This window comes from Clostridia bacterium, from assembly GCA_017438525.1.
Taxonomy (GTDB): domain Bacteria; phylum Bacillota; class Clostridia; order Oscillospirales; family RGIG8002; genus RGIG8002.
Window position 1 is genome coordinate 1 of record JAFRVI010000026.1, and the last position, 16,925, is coordinate 16,925.

15 protein-coding genes are annotated in these 16,925 nt (G+C 58.4%); 11 read left to right on the forward strand and 4 right to left on the reverse strand.

Annotated elements, in window-relative coordinates:
• Together groEL and IJL83_02705 are read right to left on the reverse strand one after the other, a co-directional pair.
• On the reverse strand, positions 1–1,021 hold a 1,021-nt coding region (groEL, locus tag IJL83_02700), incomplete at its 3' end, for a chaperonin GroEL (protein ID MBQ6552507.1).
• A gap of 21 nt (positions 1,022–1,042) precedes the next feature.
• Positions 1,043–1,327, reverse strand: a complete 285-nt coding sequence (locus IJL83_02705) for a co-chaperone GroES (protein ID MBQ6552508.1) — start codon at positions 1,325–1,327, stop codon at positions 1,043–1,045.
• 327 nt (positions 1,328–1,654) lie between these two features.
• Between IJL83_02705 and IJL83_02710 the strand changes: the two genes are divergently transcribed.
• The gene (locus IJL83_02710; protein MBQ6552509.1) at positions 1,655–4,411 is read left to right on the forward strand and encodes a choice-of-anchor J domain-containing protein; all 2,757 of its coding nucleotides are present in this window, start codon (positions 1,655–1,657) and stop codon (positions 4,409–4,411) included.
• 72 nt (positions 4,412–4,483) lie between these two features.
• Here IJL83_02710 and IJL83_02715 read toward each other — a convergent pair whose 3' ends face one another.
• On the reverse strand, positions 4,484–5,986 hold the full coding sequence (locus tag IJL83_02715; protein MBQ6552510.1) for a carboxypeptidase M32: 1,503 nt from the start codon (positions 5,984–5,986) through the stop codon (positions 4,484–4,486).
• A 511-nt stretch (positions 5,987–6,497) separates the two neighbouring features.
• Between IJL83_02715 and rbfA the strand changes: the two genes are divergently transcribed.
• From rbfA to tagD, 10 genes are all read left to right on the forward strand, one after another.
• Positions 6,498–6,872, forward strand: coding sequence for a 30S ribosome-binding factor RbfA (rbfA, locus tag IJL83_02720; GenBank protein ID MBQ6552511.1), 375 nt, complete (start codon positions 6,498–6,500; stop codon positions 6,870–6,872).
• Complete coding sequence (locus IJL83_02725) at positions 6,865–7,803, forward strand: DHH family phosphoesterase (protein ID MBQ6552512.1); 939 nt, start codon at positions 6,865–6,867, stop codon at positions 7,801–7,803. The genes rbfA and IJL83_02725 overlap by 8 nt, the downstream gene beginning before the upstream one ends.
• On the forward strand, positions 7,800–8,663 hold the full coding sequence (gene truB, locus IJL83_02730) for a tRNA pseudouridine(55) synthase TruB (protein MBQ6552513.1): 864 nt from the start codon (positions 7,800–7,802) through the stop codon (positions 8,661–8,663). The genes IJL83_02725 and truB overlap by 4 nt, the downstream gene beginning before the upstream one ends.
• Entirely contained in the window at positions 8,660–9,580 is a 921-nt protein-coding gene (gene ribF / locus IJL83_02735) for a riboflavin biosynthesis protein RibF (protein MBQ6552514.1), read from the forward strand. The genes truB and ribF overlap by 4 nt, the downstream gene beginning before the upstream one ends.
• Positions 9,581–9,910: 330 nt before the next feature.
• Positions 9,911–10,996, forward strand: a complete 1,086-nt coding sequence (locus tag IJL83_02740; GenBank protein MBQ6552515.1) for a helix-turn-helix domain-containing protein — start codon at positions 9,911–9,913, stop codon at positions 10,994–10,996.
• A gap of 35 nt (positions 10,997–11,031) precedes the next feature.
• Positions 11,032–11,718 (forward strand): cell division ATP-binding protein FtsE, encoded by a 687-nt coding sequence (gene ftsE, locus IJL83_02745; protein ID MBQ6552516.1) that lies wholly within the window; start codon positions 11,032–11,034, stop codon positions 11,716–11,718.
• A complete protein-coding gene (ftsX, locus tag IJL83_02750) occupies positions 11,715–12,602 on the forward strand; it encodes a permease-like cell division protein FtsX (GenBank protein ID MBQ6552517.1) in 888 nt (295 codons plus the stop codon). The genes ftsE and ftsX overlap by 4 nt, the downstream gene beginning before the upstream one ends.
• 16 nt (positions 12,603–12,618) lie before the next feature.
• A complete protein-coding gene (locus tag IJL83_02755; protein ID MBQ6552518.1) occupies positions 12,619–13,785 on the forward strand; it encodes a peptidoglycan DD-metalloendopeptidase family protein in 1,167 nt (388 codons plus the stop codon).
• A gap of 18 nt (positions 13,786–13,803) precedes the next feature.
• A complete protein-coding gene (locus tag IJL83_02760; protein MBQ6552519.1) occupies positions 13,804–15,015 on the forward strand; it encodes a PDZ domain-containing protein in 1,212 nt (403 codons plus the stop codon).
• Between the two features lie 13 nt (positions 15,016–15,028).
• The gene (gene tagD / locus IJL83_02765) at positions 15,029–15,463 is read left to right on the forward strand and encodes a glycerol-3-phosphate cytidylyltransferase (GenBank protein MBQ6552520.1); all 435 of its coding nucleotides are present in this window, start codon (positions 15,029–15,031) and stop codon (positions 15,461–15,463) included.
• A gap of 64 nt (positions 15,464–15,527) precedes the next feature.
• Here tagD and IJL83_02770 read toward each other — a convergent pair whose 3' ends face one another.
• Complete coding sequence (locus IJL83_02770) at positions 15,528–16,910, reverse strand: hypothetical protein (protein ID MBQ6552521.1); 1,383 nt, start codon at positions 16,908–16,910, stop codon at positions 15,528–15,530.
• Positions 16,911–16,925 lie beyond the last annotated feature (15 nt).

Consider the following 16,925-nt stretch of genomic DNA (forward strand, 5'->3'; position numbering starts at 1 on the left):
CGATCTCGTTCTTATCGCCGCTGCCGTCGACGATTATCGTGTTTTCCTTCTGTACCTTGACCTGTCTGGCGGAGCCGAGCATATCGAGCGTGGCGTCCTTCAGCTCGAGGCCGAGGTCGGAGGTGATGACCTCGCCGCCGGTGAGAACGGCGATGTCGCGGAGCATCTCCTTGCGCCTGTCGCCGAAGCCGGGCGCCTTGACCGCGACGCAGACGAAGGTGCCGCGCAGGCGGTTGACAAGCAGGGTGGCGAGGGCTTCGCCCTCGACGTCCTCGGCGATGATGACGAGCTTCTTGCCGCTCTGGACTATCTTCTCGAGCAGAGGCAGGATGTCCTGAATGTTGGAGATCTTCTTATCGGTGATGAGGATGAGCGCGTCGTCGATGACGGCTTCCATCTTGTCGGTGTCGGTGACCATGTAGGGGGAGATATAGCCCCTGTCGAACTGCATTCCCTCGACGACCTCGCTGTAGGTCTCGGCGGTCTTGGAATCCTCAACGGTGATAACGCCGTCGGAGGAGACCTTCGCCATCGCCTCGGCGATGAGATTGCCGATGGAGGGATCGCCGGCGGAGATGGTCGCGACCCTCGCGATGTCCTCGTTGCCGGAGATCTTCTTGCTGTTCGCCTTTATCGCCTCGACGGCCGCGTCGGTGGCGAGCGCGATTCCGCGCTTGACGCCCATCGGATTGGCGCCGGCGGCGACGTTCTTCATGCCCTCGGTGATGAGCGCCTGCGCCAGCAGGGTAGCGGTGGTGGTGCCGTCGCCCGCGACGTCGTTGGTCTTCGTGGAGACCTCCTTGACGAGCTGCGCGCCCATGTTCTCAAAGGCGTCCTCCAGCTCGATCTCCTTGGCGATGGTAACGCCGTCGTTGGTGATCAGCGGAGCGCCGAACTTCTTATCGAGCACTACGTTTCTGCCCTTGGGTCCGAGCGTGATCTTGACTGTATCCGCGAGCTTGTTGACGCCCTTGAGGAGCGCCGCGCGCGCTTCTTCTCCGTAAATAATCTGCTTTGCCATGGTTATCTCTCTCCTTTAAGCTTATTTGACAACGGCGAGAATGTCGGACTGGCGGACGATGATATACTCTTCGCCGTCGAGCTTAATCTCGGTGCCTGAATACTTGGAGGTGATGACCTTGTCGCCCTTGGCGACCTGCATGACGACCTCCTTGCCCTCGACCATACCGCCGGGGCCAACCTCGATGACTTCGGCGACCTGGGGCTTCTCCTTGGCGGAGCCGGGCAGCACGATGCCGCTCTTGGTGGTTTCTTCCTGCTCGGTCATTTTCAGAACGACTCTGTCGAGCAACGGAACGATTTTCATATTACTTCCTCCTTTGAAGATTATTAACGCTGTTAGCACTCCTTACCTCCGAGTGCCAAATGGTATTTTAATACATTGTATCCGAATTTGCAAGACCTAATCGGAATTTTTCAAAAAAAATTAACATTTGAGCGGCCGTTATACCGCGGACGAGGCGTGAGGACGCGCGTGCCGCTTCATGCCGCCCGCAAAAGGGAGCGGGAGAACGCCGGCCGTTTCGGTCCGATATCTCGTTTTTTCTTGACTTTGGCCATCCGGTGCGGTAATATTATAGGGTAAAAATGCGCCGAAAAGCGTTGAAAATCATACACCGGGGAGGTAAAAACAATGACGAAAAGTACGGCCCGCAAACTCCTGTCAATACTCGTCGCGTCGGCGATGCTGCTCGCGCTGCTGCCGGCGGCGCTGATTCCCGCGTCCGCGGAAACGAAAGCGCCGGCGAAGGACGATACCGAGCATCTCCTCTACTACGATAACTTCACCGAGTATCCCTTCAACGGCGATTGGAGCCGCGCGGACGGCAACGGCGACGGCGCGAGCTGGTATCACACGATGACCGCTTCGGGCGCGTTCTATCATAACGCCGCCGGCTCCGTGGTCTCCGAATACTGCGAAGCCGACGCCGCGATCCCGGGCGACGATCTCGTCAGCCCCTACTTTGATATTCCGGCCTCCGGCAAGACGACGATGAGCTTCTGGGCGACCGGGACCTATGGCGAGGCTTCGGTCGGCTATCGCGTCGAGGGCGGGAGTACGGTGACGGTAAAGAATCTGCCCGTCTCCATCTACAGTTGGGTTGCCTGCGAGATCGATTTTTCAGAGTTCGACGGCGGGGCGCTTATGGGCAAGCGCGTCTGTATCGTCATCATTAACAAAGACTCGCATAAAGGCGGCTTCCTCGCCGTCGACGATTTCAAAGTGAGTCTCGGTAACGGACGCGTCATCCTGTCGGAAGACTTTTCGGCGGATCCGTTCAAAAGGGACGGGTGGACCTTCGAGGATATCGACGGTGACGGCTACAACTGGGGATACGAACCCGGCAGCGAAGAAAGATACTACCATAACGGAAAGGGCGCGGTCGTTTCCGCGTCGCTCTACGGCGACCCGCTGACTCCGGACAACCTGCTCGTCAGCCCGGTCATCGACGTACCCGCCGAAGGCGTGACGAAGGTGAAGTTCTGGGCGCGCGGCACGACCTCCGTCGGAGCGGGCGGCGTCGGCCCGCATGAAAAGTTCAGCATAGATTACAGGATCGCCGGCGACGAAACGTTGTATTCTTTCTTGGATTCCGAGTATATAACCGAGAATAAATGGCAGAAATACACCGCCGACGTTTCGGCGGAGGGCGGCGGCAGACTGAAGGGCAAGCGCATTCAGATCATAATCAGACACTTCGACTGCACCGACCAGTATAAGCTCTGCGTCGACGATTTCAGGGTGACGAACGTCGGCGGCTCGCTGCCCGTCTACACCTTCGATTTCGAAGCAGATCCGTTCGAAAGCGGCTGGAGCGCCGACGATGCCGACGGCGACGGCTATAACTGGGAATACTCCGCGCGCAGCAGCTTCTACGGCGAAGCCGGCGGCGCGGTGCATTCCGCGTCGTATGCCAACCGCAGGGCGCTGACGCCTAACAACCGCCTCTGGAGCCCCCACTTCACCGTGCCTTCCGGCGGCGTGACGACCGTCAGTTTTATGGCGCGCGGCAGTCACAACACCGACTTCGCCGAGCATTTTGACGTTTCGTATACCATATATGGCGCGATCCCGAGAGTGACGCGGATATCCGAAGAGTTCGTCGCGACGAACTATGAGGTGAAATACTCTGTCACCCTGCCGGATTATCTGCAGGGCGACCGCATCCGCATCTGCGTGACGCATCACAACTGCACGAATCAGCTCGCGCTCTACCTCGACGATTTCCGCGTCGACTGGGATCCCGACCCGGGCGTCGTCCTTTCCTGCAATTTCGAGAGCGATCCCTTCCTCGACGGCTGGAAGAATTACGACAACGACGGCGACGGCCGCGAATGGGTCTACCGCAACGACACCCTCGCGGAGTATTCCTATCCGAGCAGCGGCGTTTGCACTCACAGCGGCAACGGCTCCGTCTTCTCCGCATCCTGGTGGGACGGAACGGCGCTGACGCCGGATAACTCGATCGATACGTGGTGGATCTACGTCCCCGAGGAGGGCGTGACCACGCTCCGCTTCTGGGCGCGCGGCAGTCACGAAACGGACTGCGCCGAGAAATTCCGGGTCAATTACTATGTGGAGGATACGAACGCAGTCCAGTTACAAAGCGATCCGTTCGTCACGGCGAACGAGTGGCGTGAGTACGCCTTTGACTCGGGCAACCACATGGGTCTTTCCACCTGCGCCGGCAAGATCGTGCGTGTCGTTATCACTCACTACGGCTGCACGGATCAGAACCGTCTTTACGTTGACGATCTCCTCATAACCAACGAAATACAGGATCTTTCCGGGGCGGCGAACGCCGAGGGAAGCTATATCAAGTTCGTTTCCGATGGCGACTATCCCTGGACCCCGAAAGGCAGCGGCGTCCGAAGCGGCAACGCCGGAGTTCCGAACAGCAGGAGCGTTATGACCGCGACGGTCACTTTGGAGAAAGACGCCGAACTGAATTTCATGTACGTGACGTACGCGAGGTGGAGCGACGCTATGTGCCAGTTCTCCGTAGACGACACGGTCAAATTCTCGAAATTCGATCAGATCGGCGTATGGCAGAAATATACCTGCGTTATTCCCGCCGGAACTCATACGCTCAAATGGTCTTATACAAAGACGGAGTACCCGCTCGGCCATCCCGAGGGCGATTACTTCGCGATCAAGGACGTGGGATTCCCGTCGCTGAAAATCATGAAGGGCGATATGGATAAGGACGGCGAGATCACCGTCGCGGACGCGCTCGCCGCGCTCCGCATCGCCGCGAAACTCGCGGAAGAAACGCCTGAAAGCGTGACGATCGGCGACATCGACGGGGACGATCGCGTCACCGTCGCGGACGCTCTTGCGATTCTCCGCGTCGCCGCGAAGCTCGCCGATCAGAGCAGTCTCGGCTGACGCCGCCCGAAACGTGAAAATAAAGCAAAACGCCTCCCGCGAGGGAGGCGTTTTCTCATGCTTTTCTTTGCGTTACCCGAGCCGGTAAACGTCGCGGAACTTCTTCTCGAGGTAAGCGACGTAATAATTTACGTCAAACTTGCCGCAGACCGACTCGAACAGCGGCACCGGGTCGAGCATCCTGCCGTGCTTCCATATATGCTCCTCCAGCCAGCCGTTGATGCGGGCGAAGTCGCCGTCCCTGACGGCGGCGAAGAGGTCGAAGTCGCGGTTGATGCGCTCGATATACTGTCCGCCGTAGGCGGAACCGATGGCGTAGGTGGGGAAGTAGCCGATATTGCCGTTCGACCAGTGGGAGTCCTGCAGCACTCCGCGTCTGTCGTCCGGCACGTCCACGCCGAGGTATTCCTTATAGAGCCGGTTCCACTCGGCGGGGAGCTCCTTCGCCTTCAGCTCGCCGTTGAACATGCGCTTTTCAAGCTCATAGCGCACCATAACGTGCATGCAGTAGGTCAGCTCGTCCGCTTCCGTGCGTATAAGCGACGGCTCGGATTTGTTTATCATGCGGTAAAAATCGTCCTCGCTGACGTCGTCGAGGTTGGGCGCGAACTCCGCCTTCAACCAGGGGTAGATGAGGGAGCAGAACTCGCGGCTGCGCCCGATGACGTTCTCGTAGAAGCGGGACTGGCTCTCGTGTATCGCCATGGAGGCGCCTTCGCCGAGCTCGGTGCCGGCGAGCTCGCGTCCCGTGTGAAGCTCGTAAAGCGCGTGGCCGCCCTCGTGGATGACCGAGTACATCGAGGAAGCGAAGGCGTTCTCGTGATAGTGCGTCGTGATGCGCACGTCGTCGCGCGAGAAGTCTATGGTGAACGGATGCTCCGTTTCGCCGAGCACGCAGTGGTTCGGGTCGATATCCATAAGCCCCATGACGAAGTCGGAGAACTTGCGCTGCTTCTCGATGGGGAAGCGGCGCTTCAGCGGCGTGTCGTCGACGCGGTCGGCGTGCTCCTTGACCTCGTTGATGAGCGGCACGAGCTTTTCGCGCAGTCCGGCGAAGAAGGCGTCGCAGGTCGCGCGGTCGAGTCCGCGTTCGTGGTCGTCAAGCGCGGTGTCGTAGGGGTCCTTGCCGGGCTCCTCACAGCTGCGCACGAGCTTCGTCATATCGAACATCTTCTGCAGATACGGCTCGAAGGAGGCGAAGTCGTTCTTCTCCTTGGCGTCGTGCCAGACCGCGTCCGCCTTGGCGGAAAGCTCGGTGTATTCTACGAAGATGTCTTCCGGTACGCGGCGCATACGCTCGAGGTCGCGGACGTTTTCGGTAACCTTGCGGCGCGTTACGGCGTCGAGCGAATCGAGATCCGCGGCGAGCGTGCCGACGACCTCGATCGTTTCGGGTGAAGTCGCGAACTGATATGTCAGGCGCGAAAGCTCGCCAAGCGTGGAGGCGCGTACTCCCGCGGAGCCCTTCGGCGCGACGGTCGCTCCGTCGTAATAAAGCATTGATTCCGCGTGCCCGAGCGCGAAAAGCGTCTTCTCCAGCGCGGCGTATTTTTCAAGGGCTTCTTTTGTCGTCATAATTATCCCTCCTGCAATGATTTCACAATTCTATTTTACCATACGCGGCGGGGGATTACAAGTGAAAAATGCCCTTCGGCGTGTCCGGCGGTCAAAAATATATTTGTATAATTCTTATAAGTATTCATATATTTTTTTGTCAGATTCCTTGATATTTTCACAAAAGGTGTTATAATATAAGATGTTGAATAATGGGTTGTGGCTGATTGGCGGTAAGGACAACACGGTTTTGAACGGCAGATTTTGCCCCGTTCTGCGTTAAAATGCTCGGCAATACACAAGTATTGCCTTGCGCTTTTGCCTTGAACGGACCAAAATCGGCTCGCTCAAAACTGCTCCGCACCTGAAAACGAGGCAAATCCGAGGGGTTTGCGGCGCGGAGGACGACGGCGGGCTGGCGCCCGGCGAGGACAACAAGCCGGAAAACACCGGATTTGACCGTTTGTCAGGCGTATTGTCCTTATCGCCAATCAGCCGTAATCGAGCGGTGTAACCGCGGAACGGAGAAAATATGGCGTCTCACGCGTTCAGGAACACAAGTGAAAACATAAAGCGCGAGCTCGATTCGATATTCAAAGAGGTCAAGAGCCGCGAGCTTGACGGCAAGTTCGTATCTATCGCGCGGCTTGAAATGTCGAAGGATATGTCCGTCGCGAAGGTTTACGTAAGCACGCTTTCCGGCATGGAGAAGACGCAGAAGGTCGTCGCGGCGCTGAAGGCGGCGAAGGGCTTCATCCGCGGCGAGCTTTCGCACCGGCTCGACCTGCGGCACACGCCCGAGCTCGTCTTCATACCTGACGCTTCGATGGAATACGGCGCGCGCATATCCAAGCTTATCGACGACAGCGTCGCGCACGAGCATACCGAGAGGGAAGAGAATGACTGATCTGCAGCGGGCGGCCGAAATGCTGAAAGCCGCCGACGGCATAATGATAATCACTCACGCGCACCCCGACGGAGACACCGTCGGAGCGGGCTTTGCCTTACTGCACGCGCTGAAGGCGCTGGGCAAGCGCTGCTTCGTCGCGAATCCGGACGAGATCCCGCCGAGCTTGATCTGCGTTTCGGGCGCGGAGCGGCTTCCCGTGGAGTTCGAGCCGGACTTCATAGTAGCCGTCGACGTAGCCGAAACACAGCTTGCGGGCGGCCTCGCGCCGTACTGTGAACGGGCCGACCTCTGCATAGATCATCACAAGAGCAACAAGCGCTACGCGAAGTTCACGGCGCTCGACGAGACCGCCGCCTCCGCGGGCGAAATGGTGTACGAACTGCTCGGCATCCTCGGCGTCGGTATGACGCGCGAGATCGCGACGGCGCTTTACGCCGCGCTGAGCACCGACACCGGCTGCTTCAGATACCGCAACAACACGCCGAAGACCATGCGCGCCGCCGCCGAAACGATGGAAGCGGGCGCGGACTTCGGCTCGATGAACAAAGCGTTTTTCGAGACCGTTTCGGCGGAGCGCGTTAAGCTGCTCAGCCAGCTTTACGGTAACGTAGAGATATTCGCCGGCGGCAAGCTCGCCGTTTCGCACGTCGACCTGCGCGGATGCTCGGAGGACGACTACGACGGACTTTCCGGCGAACTGCGCAAGGTGGACGGCGTCGTAGGCGCGGTCCTGCTTCGCCGCACGGGCGAGAATGAATACAAGATTTCGGCGCGTTCCAACCCCGGCTTCGACTGCTCCGCGCTCTGCGCCGTTTTCGGCGGCGGCGGGCACGAGGGCGCCGCGGGCGCGAACGTGTACGGAGAGCTTTCCGACTGCCTCGGCAGGGTGAAGGCGGCTATGGAAGATCAGCTGCGGAGGAACGCGTGAACGGTATACTTTGCATCGACAAGCCGGAGGGCTTCACCTCCTTCGACGTCGTCGCCGTTATGCGCAAGGCGACTCACGAGAGCCATATCGGTCACGCCGGAACGCTCGACCCGTTCGCAACGGGCGTGCTGCCGCTGCTTTTCGGCAGGTGCGCGAAGTTTCAGGACTACCTCACCGTCGGCAGAAAGAGGTACCGCGCGTCCGTAAAACTCGGCGTGACGAGCGACACGCTCGACCGCACGGGAGAAGTGACCGTTTCCGGCTCCGCGCCCGACCTAGCGAACGCTGAGGAAACGCTCGCGTCATTCGTCGGCGAGCAGCTTCAGACGCCGCCGGCGTACAGCGCGATACAGGTGCGCGGCAAGCGGCTTTACGACCTCGCGCGCGCCGGCAAAGCGCCGGAGATACCTCCGCGCAGGATAGAGATATACTCGATCATTCCGCTTTCCGCGGAAGGCGATACGCTCACCTTCGAGGTGGAATGCTCGAAGGGAACGTACATACGCGCGCTCGCCCGCGATATAGGCGAGAAGCTCGGCTGCGGAGCGTGCCTGTGGGAGCTCCGCCGTCTTGCCGGCAGCGGCTTCACTGTCGACGACTGCGTTTCGCTCGAGGAGGCGAAGGCGAACTTCGCGGAGCATATGCTTCCCGTGGAGAACGCCTTGACCGGTTTCGAGAGCGTCACCGTCAGCAACCGCAAGGGCAGGATGCTGCTCAACGGAGCCGGCAACCCGACCGACCTTCCGGAAGGGACCTACAAAATGTTCGACGCCGCCCACGGTTTCCTCGGCCTTTTCGACAGCAGGGGCGGCAGGATGAAGGTGCGCACGATGTACGTTGTCAAGGAGGAAGCGAATTGATCATCAACTGCGGCGATATAAAAACCAAGCTTCCGCCCTGCGCGCTCGCGCTCGGAACGTTCGACGGCGTTCACGTCGGTCACGCGAAGGTCATCGGCGAAGCGGCGCGCGCCGCTTCCGAAGGCGGACTTACCGCCCGCGCGCTGACGTTTCCGGACCTGCCCGGCGACTTTATAAAGACCCGCGCCCGCGCTCCGCGCATAATGAGCAACGCCCTGCGCGAACGCGCGATATACGCCTGCGGCGCGGATGAGATATGCTATTTCGACCTGAAAAACGGCGGCTTTGAATACACCGCCGAACGCTTCGTAGACGAGGTGATCGTCGGCGGACTGAACGCGAAAAAGGTCTTCTGCGGCTTCAACTTCCGCTTCGGCAGAGGCGGCGCCGCGGGGCCGGAGAAGCTCGGCGAGCTGCTCCGTGCGAAGGGCGCGGAGCTGACCGTCATACCGCCGGTCGAGCTCGACGGCGAGCTCGTTTCAAGCTCACGTATCCGCCGGCTTATCACGGACGGCGACGTCGCTTCCGCGGCTCGCGCTCTCGGGCGCCCGTTTTCAACGGACTTTCCGGTCGAGCACGGCAGACAGATAGGCAGAAGCATCGGCTTTCCGACGATAAACAACAGATTCCCGCAGGGGCGGCTCATCCCCGCCTTCGGAGTTTACGCAACCCGCGCAGTCGTCGACGGAGTGCGGCACGGCGCCGTCACGAACGTCGGCACGCGTCCGACGGTCGGCGGCCAGGAGGTAACCGAGGAGACCCATATCTTCGGCGTCGACGAGGATCTTTACGGCAGGATCGTCGAGGTCGAATACGTGGCCCGCATCCGCGGCGAGATTTACTTTGAATGCCTCGAAGACCTGCGTCTTCAGATAATCCGCGACACAGAGGCGGCGGAAAGAATCCTTCGTGATTAAATCTTGACTGATCGGCGATAAGGACAATACGCCTGAGAAGCGGTCAAATCCGGAACTTTCCGGCTTGTTGTCCTCGGCGGGCGCCGGCCCGCCGTCGTCCTCCGCGCCGCAAATCCCTCGGATTTGCCTCGCTTTCAGGTGCGGAGCAGTTTTGAACGGACCGATTTTGTTTCGTTCAAGGCAAAAGCGCAAGGCAATACTTGCTGTATTGCCGAGCATTTTAACGCGGAACGGGGCAAAATTTGTCGTTCAAAACCGTGTTGTCCTTACCGCCGATTAGTCTTCATTCAACTTTCGAACTTTATAATACAGGACAAAGGAGCGATGAAAATGTCAAACAGACTGTTCCAGACGGTGATCCAGCAGATGAAGGACGTCATCGGCAGAACGATCGGCGTTATCGACGAGAACAACGCCGTCGTTTCGTGCAGCGATCTTTCCATGATCGGCAAGACCGTAGGCGGCATAATGGACGAACTTTCCTACACCAACGAAGCGCTTTCCGTCGCCGGCCGGACCTATAAGAAACTCGGCTGGCTGACCAAGGCGGACTACGCCGTTTTTGTCGACGGCGATGACGAGCGCGCGAAATACTCCGCCGCGATCCTGTCGGTTTCTCTCGACAACATAAAGGCGTATTACGACGAAAAATACGACAAGGCGGCGTTCATAAAGAACGTCCTGCTCGATAACATACTGCCCGGCGAGCTTCGCAATAAGGTCGGGGAATTGCAGATAAACAACGAGGTCGACCGCGTCGTTCTGCTCGTGCGGATCGACGAGAGGACGGATATATCGCTTTTCGACGTTATCCGCAACCTCTTCCCCGATAAGAATCAGGACTTCGTCATCCGTTTGAGTGAAAACGAGATCGCCATCGTCAAGGAGGTCAAGGAGCACAAGGAGCCGCTGACGCTCAACAAACTCGGCTTCTCGATCGTTGATACTCTGAAGGGTGAATTCTTCGCGGATGCGACCGTCGGCATCAGCAACGTCGTATCCACCGTCGCCGAGCTTGCCCGCGCCTTCAAGGAGGCGCAGACCGCGATCGAGGTCGGCAAGGTCTTCGAGACGGAAAACAGCGTCGTCAACTACGCGACCCTCGGGATCGCGCGCCTGATCTACCACCTGCCCACGACGCTGTGCGAAATGTATATGGATGAAGTATTCAAGTCCGGCACCATCGACAGTCTCGATCACGAAACGCTGTTCACGATCCAGAAGTTCTTCGAGAACAACCTCAACGTATCCGAGACCTCGCGCAAGCTGTTCGTTCACAGAAACACCCTCGTCTACCGCCTTGATAAGATCAAGAAGCTGACGGGGCTCGACCTGCGCGAATTCGAGAACGCCATCGTCTTCAAGGTGGCGCTCATGGTCCACAAGTACCTTCAGGAAAAGCCCGTCAAATATTGACGCGGCAAACGGGTTTCTGCTGATAAGGAGAAGAAATGATAGAGTTCAAAGACGTTTCTATGCGGTATAGCAGCAAAAACGGCAAGAAACGAGCGCTTAACGGCGTGAGCTTTACGATAAACGACGGGGAGTTCGTCTTCATCACCGGCGAAAGCGGCGCGGGCAAAACGACCATCACGAAGCTGATGATCCGCGAAGAAACCGCCAACTCCGGCGAGATCATCATCAACGGATTCAACCTGCTGAAGATGAAGAAGAAGGAGATCCCGTTCCTGCGGCGCTCGATGGGCATAGTCTTCCAGGATTACAAGCTGATCCCGACTCTGACCGTTTTCGAGAACGTCGCGTTCGCGATGCGCGTCATCGGCGCGCCGGTAAAGCACATACGCAACCGCGTTCCGTATATGCTCGACCTCGTCGGACTTTCCGAGAAGGCGAACGTTCTGCCGTCCGAGCTTTCCGGCGGCGAGCAGCAGCGCGTCGCGCTTGCCCGCGCGCTCGTCAACAATCCGTCGCTGCTTATAGCGGACGAGCCCACCGGCAACCTCGACCCCAAGCTTTCGACGGAAATGATGTATCTGCTCGACAGGATTAACGAAAAGGGCACTACCATCGTTATAATGACGCACGAGAAGGAGCTCGTCAACGCGATGCAGAAGCGAGTTATCGCGATAAAGGAGGGTGTCGTCATCAGCGACGCCGAAGGCGGGTACGTGATATGAGCAAGAATAAAGTCACGAAGTATTCGTGGGGGCGCTCGCTGCTCAGCACGAAGTTCAATAAGCCCATGGCGATCGTTTCCGTCAGCGTGCTGACGGTGTGTTTGCTGCTGCTCGGAACGTTCGTCCTCATCTCGCTCAATATTTCGAGCTACCTAAACCGGCTCGGCGAAGCGAACGTTGTGCGCGTATATCCGCCTTACACCGCGACGCAGAGCGAGGTGTACGACCTGAAGACCGCGCTGGAGGCGACGGATAACGTCGCCACCATCACTTACGTTCCCAAGGAGGAGGGCGCGGAGGAATTCAGACAGTCATACAGTGAATACGGCGACATTCTTGACGGCTTTGAGGAGAATCCTCTGCCGGACAAATTCGTGATAACGCTGAAGGATATAGCAAAGACGAGCGAGACCATTTCCGTCCTCCAGTCAATCGAAGGGGTGGAGAAGGTAACGTGGTCGGCTTCCGCCACGCGCACGATAGTCACGATAAAGCGCGTGCTTGAAATAGCGGGCGGCGCGGTAGTCATAATCCTGGCGATCATTTCCGCGTTCATTATTTCCAACACCATACGCGCCTCGATGCAGAACCGCAGTCTTGAGATCGGGATAATGCGGCTCGTCGGCGCGAAGAACAGCTTTATCAGAAAGCCCTTCGTCATCGAAGGTATAGCCATAGGAGCTATCGGCAGCGTCATCGCCTATATCATAGAATACTTCATATACATTTACGGGATGCAGAAGCTCATCGGCTCGATCGAGCTGCTGAAGCCGATGCCGTTCAAGGATATCGCGCTTCCGCTTGCGGGTTCGTTCCTGCTCGTGGGAGTGATCACAGGCGTTCTTGGCAGCGTCATTTCCGTCAGAAAGCATCTGAAGGTCTGACGCCGGGGAGGGTATTATGAGAAGAACAGTTTCGATAATAACCGCGATTGTTATGGTTCTGACGACGGCGCTTTTATGCTCCGGCGTTATCGGCGCGCCCGCGGGAGCGGATTCGCTGCAGGACCAGATAAACGCGAAGCAGAGCAAGGTCAACGACCTTGAGGAAAAGATCGCCAAGCTCGAAAAAGAGGGCAAGGAGCTGCTTTCGCAGATTCAGCTCATCGTCGAGCAGACGGAGGAGATCGAGGAGCAGATCGACCTGACCAACGACCGTATCAGGGAGCTCGGCAAAGCGATCGACGAGCAGAGCGAAAACATCGCCGGCGCGGAGGAGGATATCGCCGTCCGCACGGCGCAGATGGAGGAGCGCATCCGCGCGATATATATGGGCGGCAGCGATTCCTATATCAATATGCTCTTTGAGAGCAAAGACTTCGGCTCCTTCCTCGATACGCTCGATACGCTTGAGATCCTCGTCGCCGCGGACAGAGATATGGTGGACGAGTTCAAGACCGCCAAGAGCGATTACGAGAGCGTCAAGGCGAGTCTTGAGAAGGATAAAAAAGAGATGAGCGACCTGAAGGCCGACCTCGTTTCTCAACGCAAGAAGCTCGAGAATAACGAGGCGAAGCTCAAGACCCTCCGCGATCAGAACAAGAAAGCGATCGCCTCCGCCGAAAAGGAGATGGCGAAGCAGTACGAGGAGATCAAAGAGCTGATAAGACAGCAGTCGCAGGGCGAATACGTCGGCGGCGACTTCATATGGCCGGTACCCGGCTTCAACAAAAAGAGCAATATCAGCTGCTACTTCGGCAAGGCCGGCAGTCTTTGGGGCAGCGGCAAGCATACCGGCATGGACATCGCCGGCAGGAACTCCGCGGGCGAAGGCATTGAAGGCAAGCCGATAGTCGCCTGCAACGCCGGAACGGTCATCGAGGTCAAATACACCTCCGGCGGCTACGGCCAGCGCGTCGTCATTTCACACGGCGGCGGCATCTCCACGCTTTACGCGCATATGAAAAAGGACAGCCCGACCGTCAGCAAGGGCGACGTAGTCGCAAAGGGACAGGTCATCGGCTACGTCGGCAGGACGGGTAACGTCACCGGCCCGCATCTTCACATCGAATTCATAGTGGACGGCAAGCAGGTCGATCCGCTGGGTTACATCTCGTATATCAAGTAGCGATCGGGGAGAACTGAAATGAAAAAGAGATTCGGAATACTGACGATGATCGTCGTCATTATTCTCGCGGCCGCCACGACGATGGCGATAACCGCGGGATATATGCGCGCGAAATACGACAAGGTCAGCGAAAATCTGCAGGCCCAGGAGAGAGCGTTCGCGAAGATGGCGGAGATAAACAAGCTCATCCGCGAACGCTACGTCGGTGACATCGACGAAACCGCGCTGAATAACGGAATGGCGTCCGGCGTGATAGGCGGACTTGACGACGCCTACGCGAAGTATTACTCCGTCGAGGATTACGCCCGCTATAAGAAGGAACAGCAGGGTCAGGTCGTCGGAATCGGCGTCAGCGTCGTCGAGGACGAGAGCGGCTATATGCGCGTCATCCGCGTCGTCAAGGGCTCTCCCGCCGCCGAGGAGGGAGTGAAGGTCGGCGACGTGATCGTTGCCGTATCGGGCGAGGACACCGATGAAATGGGCTTCGTAAACGCCTGCGCCGCGCTCGCGGGCACTGAGGGCACGAACGCGGAATTTACCGTTCAGCGCCCGAAAATGACCAGAAAGATAAACTTCACCGTCAGACGCGACGTGATCTCCGTTCCGTCGATCGAATACGAGATAATCGCCGGCGACGTCGGCTACATAAAGATATACACATTTGACGCCACGACGCTTGACGATTTCAACGATGCGATCGATACGCTCTGCGAACGCGGAGTCGGCGCGTTCGTCTTCGACGTGCGCCGCAACTCCACCGGCGATATCGATGTCGCCGCGAAGGTGCTCGACACGCTGCTTCCCGAAGGGACGATAATGCGCAGGGCTTACGCGGATTCCGAGGAGCCGGAGGAAGTGCCCAGCGACGCCGCGTCCGTGGATATGCCGATGGCGGTCATAATGGACGGGAACACGGCGCTCGCCGCGGAGCTTTTCGCCTGCGCGCTTTCCGACTACAATAAGGCGACGACCGTCGGTGAAACCACGTTCGGCAAGGGTACGATCCAGCAGATATTCCCGCTCAGCGACCGCTCCGCAATCGCGATTTCCGTCGCATATTTCTATCCGCCGCTGAGCAGCAATTTCGAAGGCGTCGGCGTGGAACCCCACGTCAGAGTGGCGCTTTCCGCCGAACAGCAGGCGAAGTTCTACGATATGGAAAAGCAGAACGACCCGCAGATTATCGCGGCCGTCGAAACCCTCGGCAGAAGCTTTGCGACCGACAATTAACGGAGGAAAGCGTATGAGAAGGATCCTTACCTACGGCACCTACGACCTGCTTCATTACGGGCATATCAGACTGCTCAAGCGCGCGCGTGAACGCGGCGATTACCTTATCGTCGCGCTCAGCACGGACGAATTCAACGAGCTGAAGGGCAAGACTTGCTATCACAGCTACGAGCGCCGCAAGGAGATGCTCGAGGCGGTGCGCTACGTCGACCTCGTCATTCCGGAGAAGACCTGGGAACAGAAGGCGGACGACGTGAAGACCTACCGCGTCGACGAGGTCGTGATGGGCGGCGACTGGGAGGGCGATCCGCGCTTCACGTGTCTTACAGGGCTCTGCGACGTGACCTTCCTGCCGCGCACCGAGGGAATATCCACCTCCAAGATCAAGGCCGATCTCGACCTTGCTTCGCCGGAGAAGAACGTGGAAAAACTCCCCGACGAAAAATAACTGTGATAAAAAAGGACTGCGTTTCCGATTTGGAAACGCAGTTTTGTTTTGCGCTGACACGGCGTCAGTCTACCCTGACATTCGGCGAATCTATCAGCCCGCTGTCGAGGATATCGGCGCCGTTGCCGAAGGCCTTGTATATGAAGCCGTATTCGCCGGGTCCGTCCGGCATATACGTGTAGACGTTGCCTATGCCGATGACCATCGTATCGGTGGAGATCTCCGCGCCGGAACGCCACACGCTGACCTTCGTATTGCGCGGGAATACCGCTTTGACCTCGCCGTTTTCATAGGTCACCGTCGGCGTCGGAACAGTCACGAAGGACGTCGAGAAACCCTCCAGTTCGAGCTTTTCGGTCATCGTGCCGTCGGAGAGCATGGCGTAAACGTCACCGGTGTAGGATGCGGCGGCGTCCTTGCGGATATCCGCCTGCGCGACGAGCTTCGTCGTCAGCGTCGCGTTGCAGACGACGCGGGATTTTCCGTTGTAATGCTCGGTGATGACGGCGCGGTAATAAACGGCCTTCGGGAACGGGTTGACCTTCAGTTTCGCCTTGCCGCCTTCGGCGACGAGCTGGGCGGAAAATACGGGCGGCTCCGGCTCGACCGGAGGCGGAGCGCTGTATACGCTCGTCAGTTTGGAGCTCGCCGACGGGGAGTATATCGTGAATTTCTGCATATGCGTATCGTTCCCGAGGTTATAGACGCGTTTGTCGGACGGGTTGAGCAGCTCAAGGCAGACGCAGGGGGAAACGAAATCGGGATATTCCGGATTATTGACTTTAACTATCTCGTCGTCCTCATAACCGTAAAAGTTATAGAGCCCGCGTGTGTAAAAGACGGTTTCGCGCCCCGTCTCGACGGGCAGCTCGTAGACCATTTCGCCGCGCGCGATCTGGTCGTAGCCGCTGGCGCATTCGAGCGCGGAAGCGGGGAAGCGGGCTTCCTCCGGCACGTCGCCCGTCCAGACCTTGAAAAGGCGCGCGTACTTCGGGTCGACACTGACGGTCAGCATCGCGTAGCCGTCCTGCGCGGTCGCCTCTGCGGAGAAGATCTCCGGCGGCTCCGCGGGTGACGCGCTGACGATGTAGGTGTGCTCGATATAGGCGCTCTCGCCCTTGACGGAGTAGCGGCATTTATAACTGCCCTCGGCGCTTATTTCCGCCAGCGCGGCGAAGTCGAGCAGAAACGCCTTCTTCGCGGTCATATACGGCTCGAGCTCGGGGAAGTCTTCTTTTTTCAGCTTCGCCAGCTTGCCGTAGATTTTGTCTCCGTGCCTGTCGTAGACCTTGACCGAGAGCGTTTCGTCGGAAACGAGCAGTACGCCCGCGCTCGTCATATATATCCCCTTGATGCTGTCCGCGGCGGAGCCGCCGCAGGCGAAAAGCGCCGCCGGAAGCGTGACCAGCAGCGCGATGAGGAGTATGATCGAAACAGTCTTTCTCACGGGCGTTTCTCCGTT

Excerpts from the sequence above, each read along its gene's own strand:
- IJL83_02740 (MBQ6552515.1), top strand. The coding sequence starts at position 9,911 with ATGTCAAACAGACTGTTCCAGACGGTGATCCAGCAGATGAAGGACGTC.
- IJL83_02725 (MBQ6552512.1), top strand. The coding sequence starts at position 6,865 with ATGACTGATCTGCAGCGGGCGGCCGAAATGCTGAAAGCCGCCGACGGC.
- IJL83_02715 (MBQ6552510.1), bottom strand. The coding sequence starts at position 5,986 with ATGACGACAAAAGAAGCCCTTGAAAAATACGCCGCGCTGGAGAAGACG.
- IJL83_02710 (MBQ6552509.1), top strand. The coding sequence starts at position 1,655 with ATGACGAAAAGTACGGCCCGCAAACTCCTGTCAATACTCGTCGCGTCG.
- ftsE (MBQ6552516.1), top strand. The coding sequence starts at position 11,032 with ATGATAGAGTTCAAAGACGTTTCTATGCGGTATAGCAGCAAAAACGGC.
- IJL83_02760 (MBQ6552519.1), top strand. The coding sequence starts at position 13,804 with ATGAAAAAGAGATTCGGAATACTGACGATGATCGTCGTCATTATTCTC.
- ftsX (MBQ6552517.1), top strand. The coding sequence starts at position 11,715 with ATGAGCAAGAATAAAGTCACGAAGTATTCGTGGGGGCGCTCGCTGCTC.
- IJL83_02705 (MBQ6552508.1), bottom strand. The coding sequence starts at position 1,327 with ATGAAAATCGTTCCGTTGCTCGACAGAGTCGTTCTGAAAATGACCGAG.
- rbfA (MBQ6552511.1), top strand. The coding sequence starts at position 6,498 with ATGGCGTCTCACGCGTTCAGGAACACAAGTGAAAACATAAAGCGCGAG.
- tagD (MBQ6552520.1), top strand. The coding sequence starts at position 15,029 with ATGAGAAGGATCCTTACCTACGGCACCTACGACCTGCTTCATTACGGG.
- IJL83_02755 (MBQ6552518.1), top strand. The coding sequence starts at position 12,619 with ATGAGAAGAACAGTTTCGATAATAACCGCGATTGTTATGGTTCTGACG.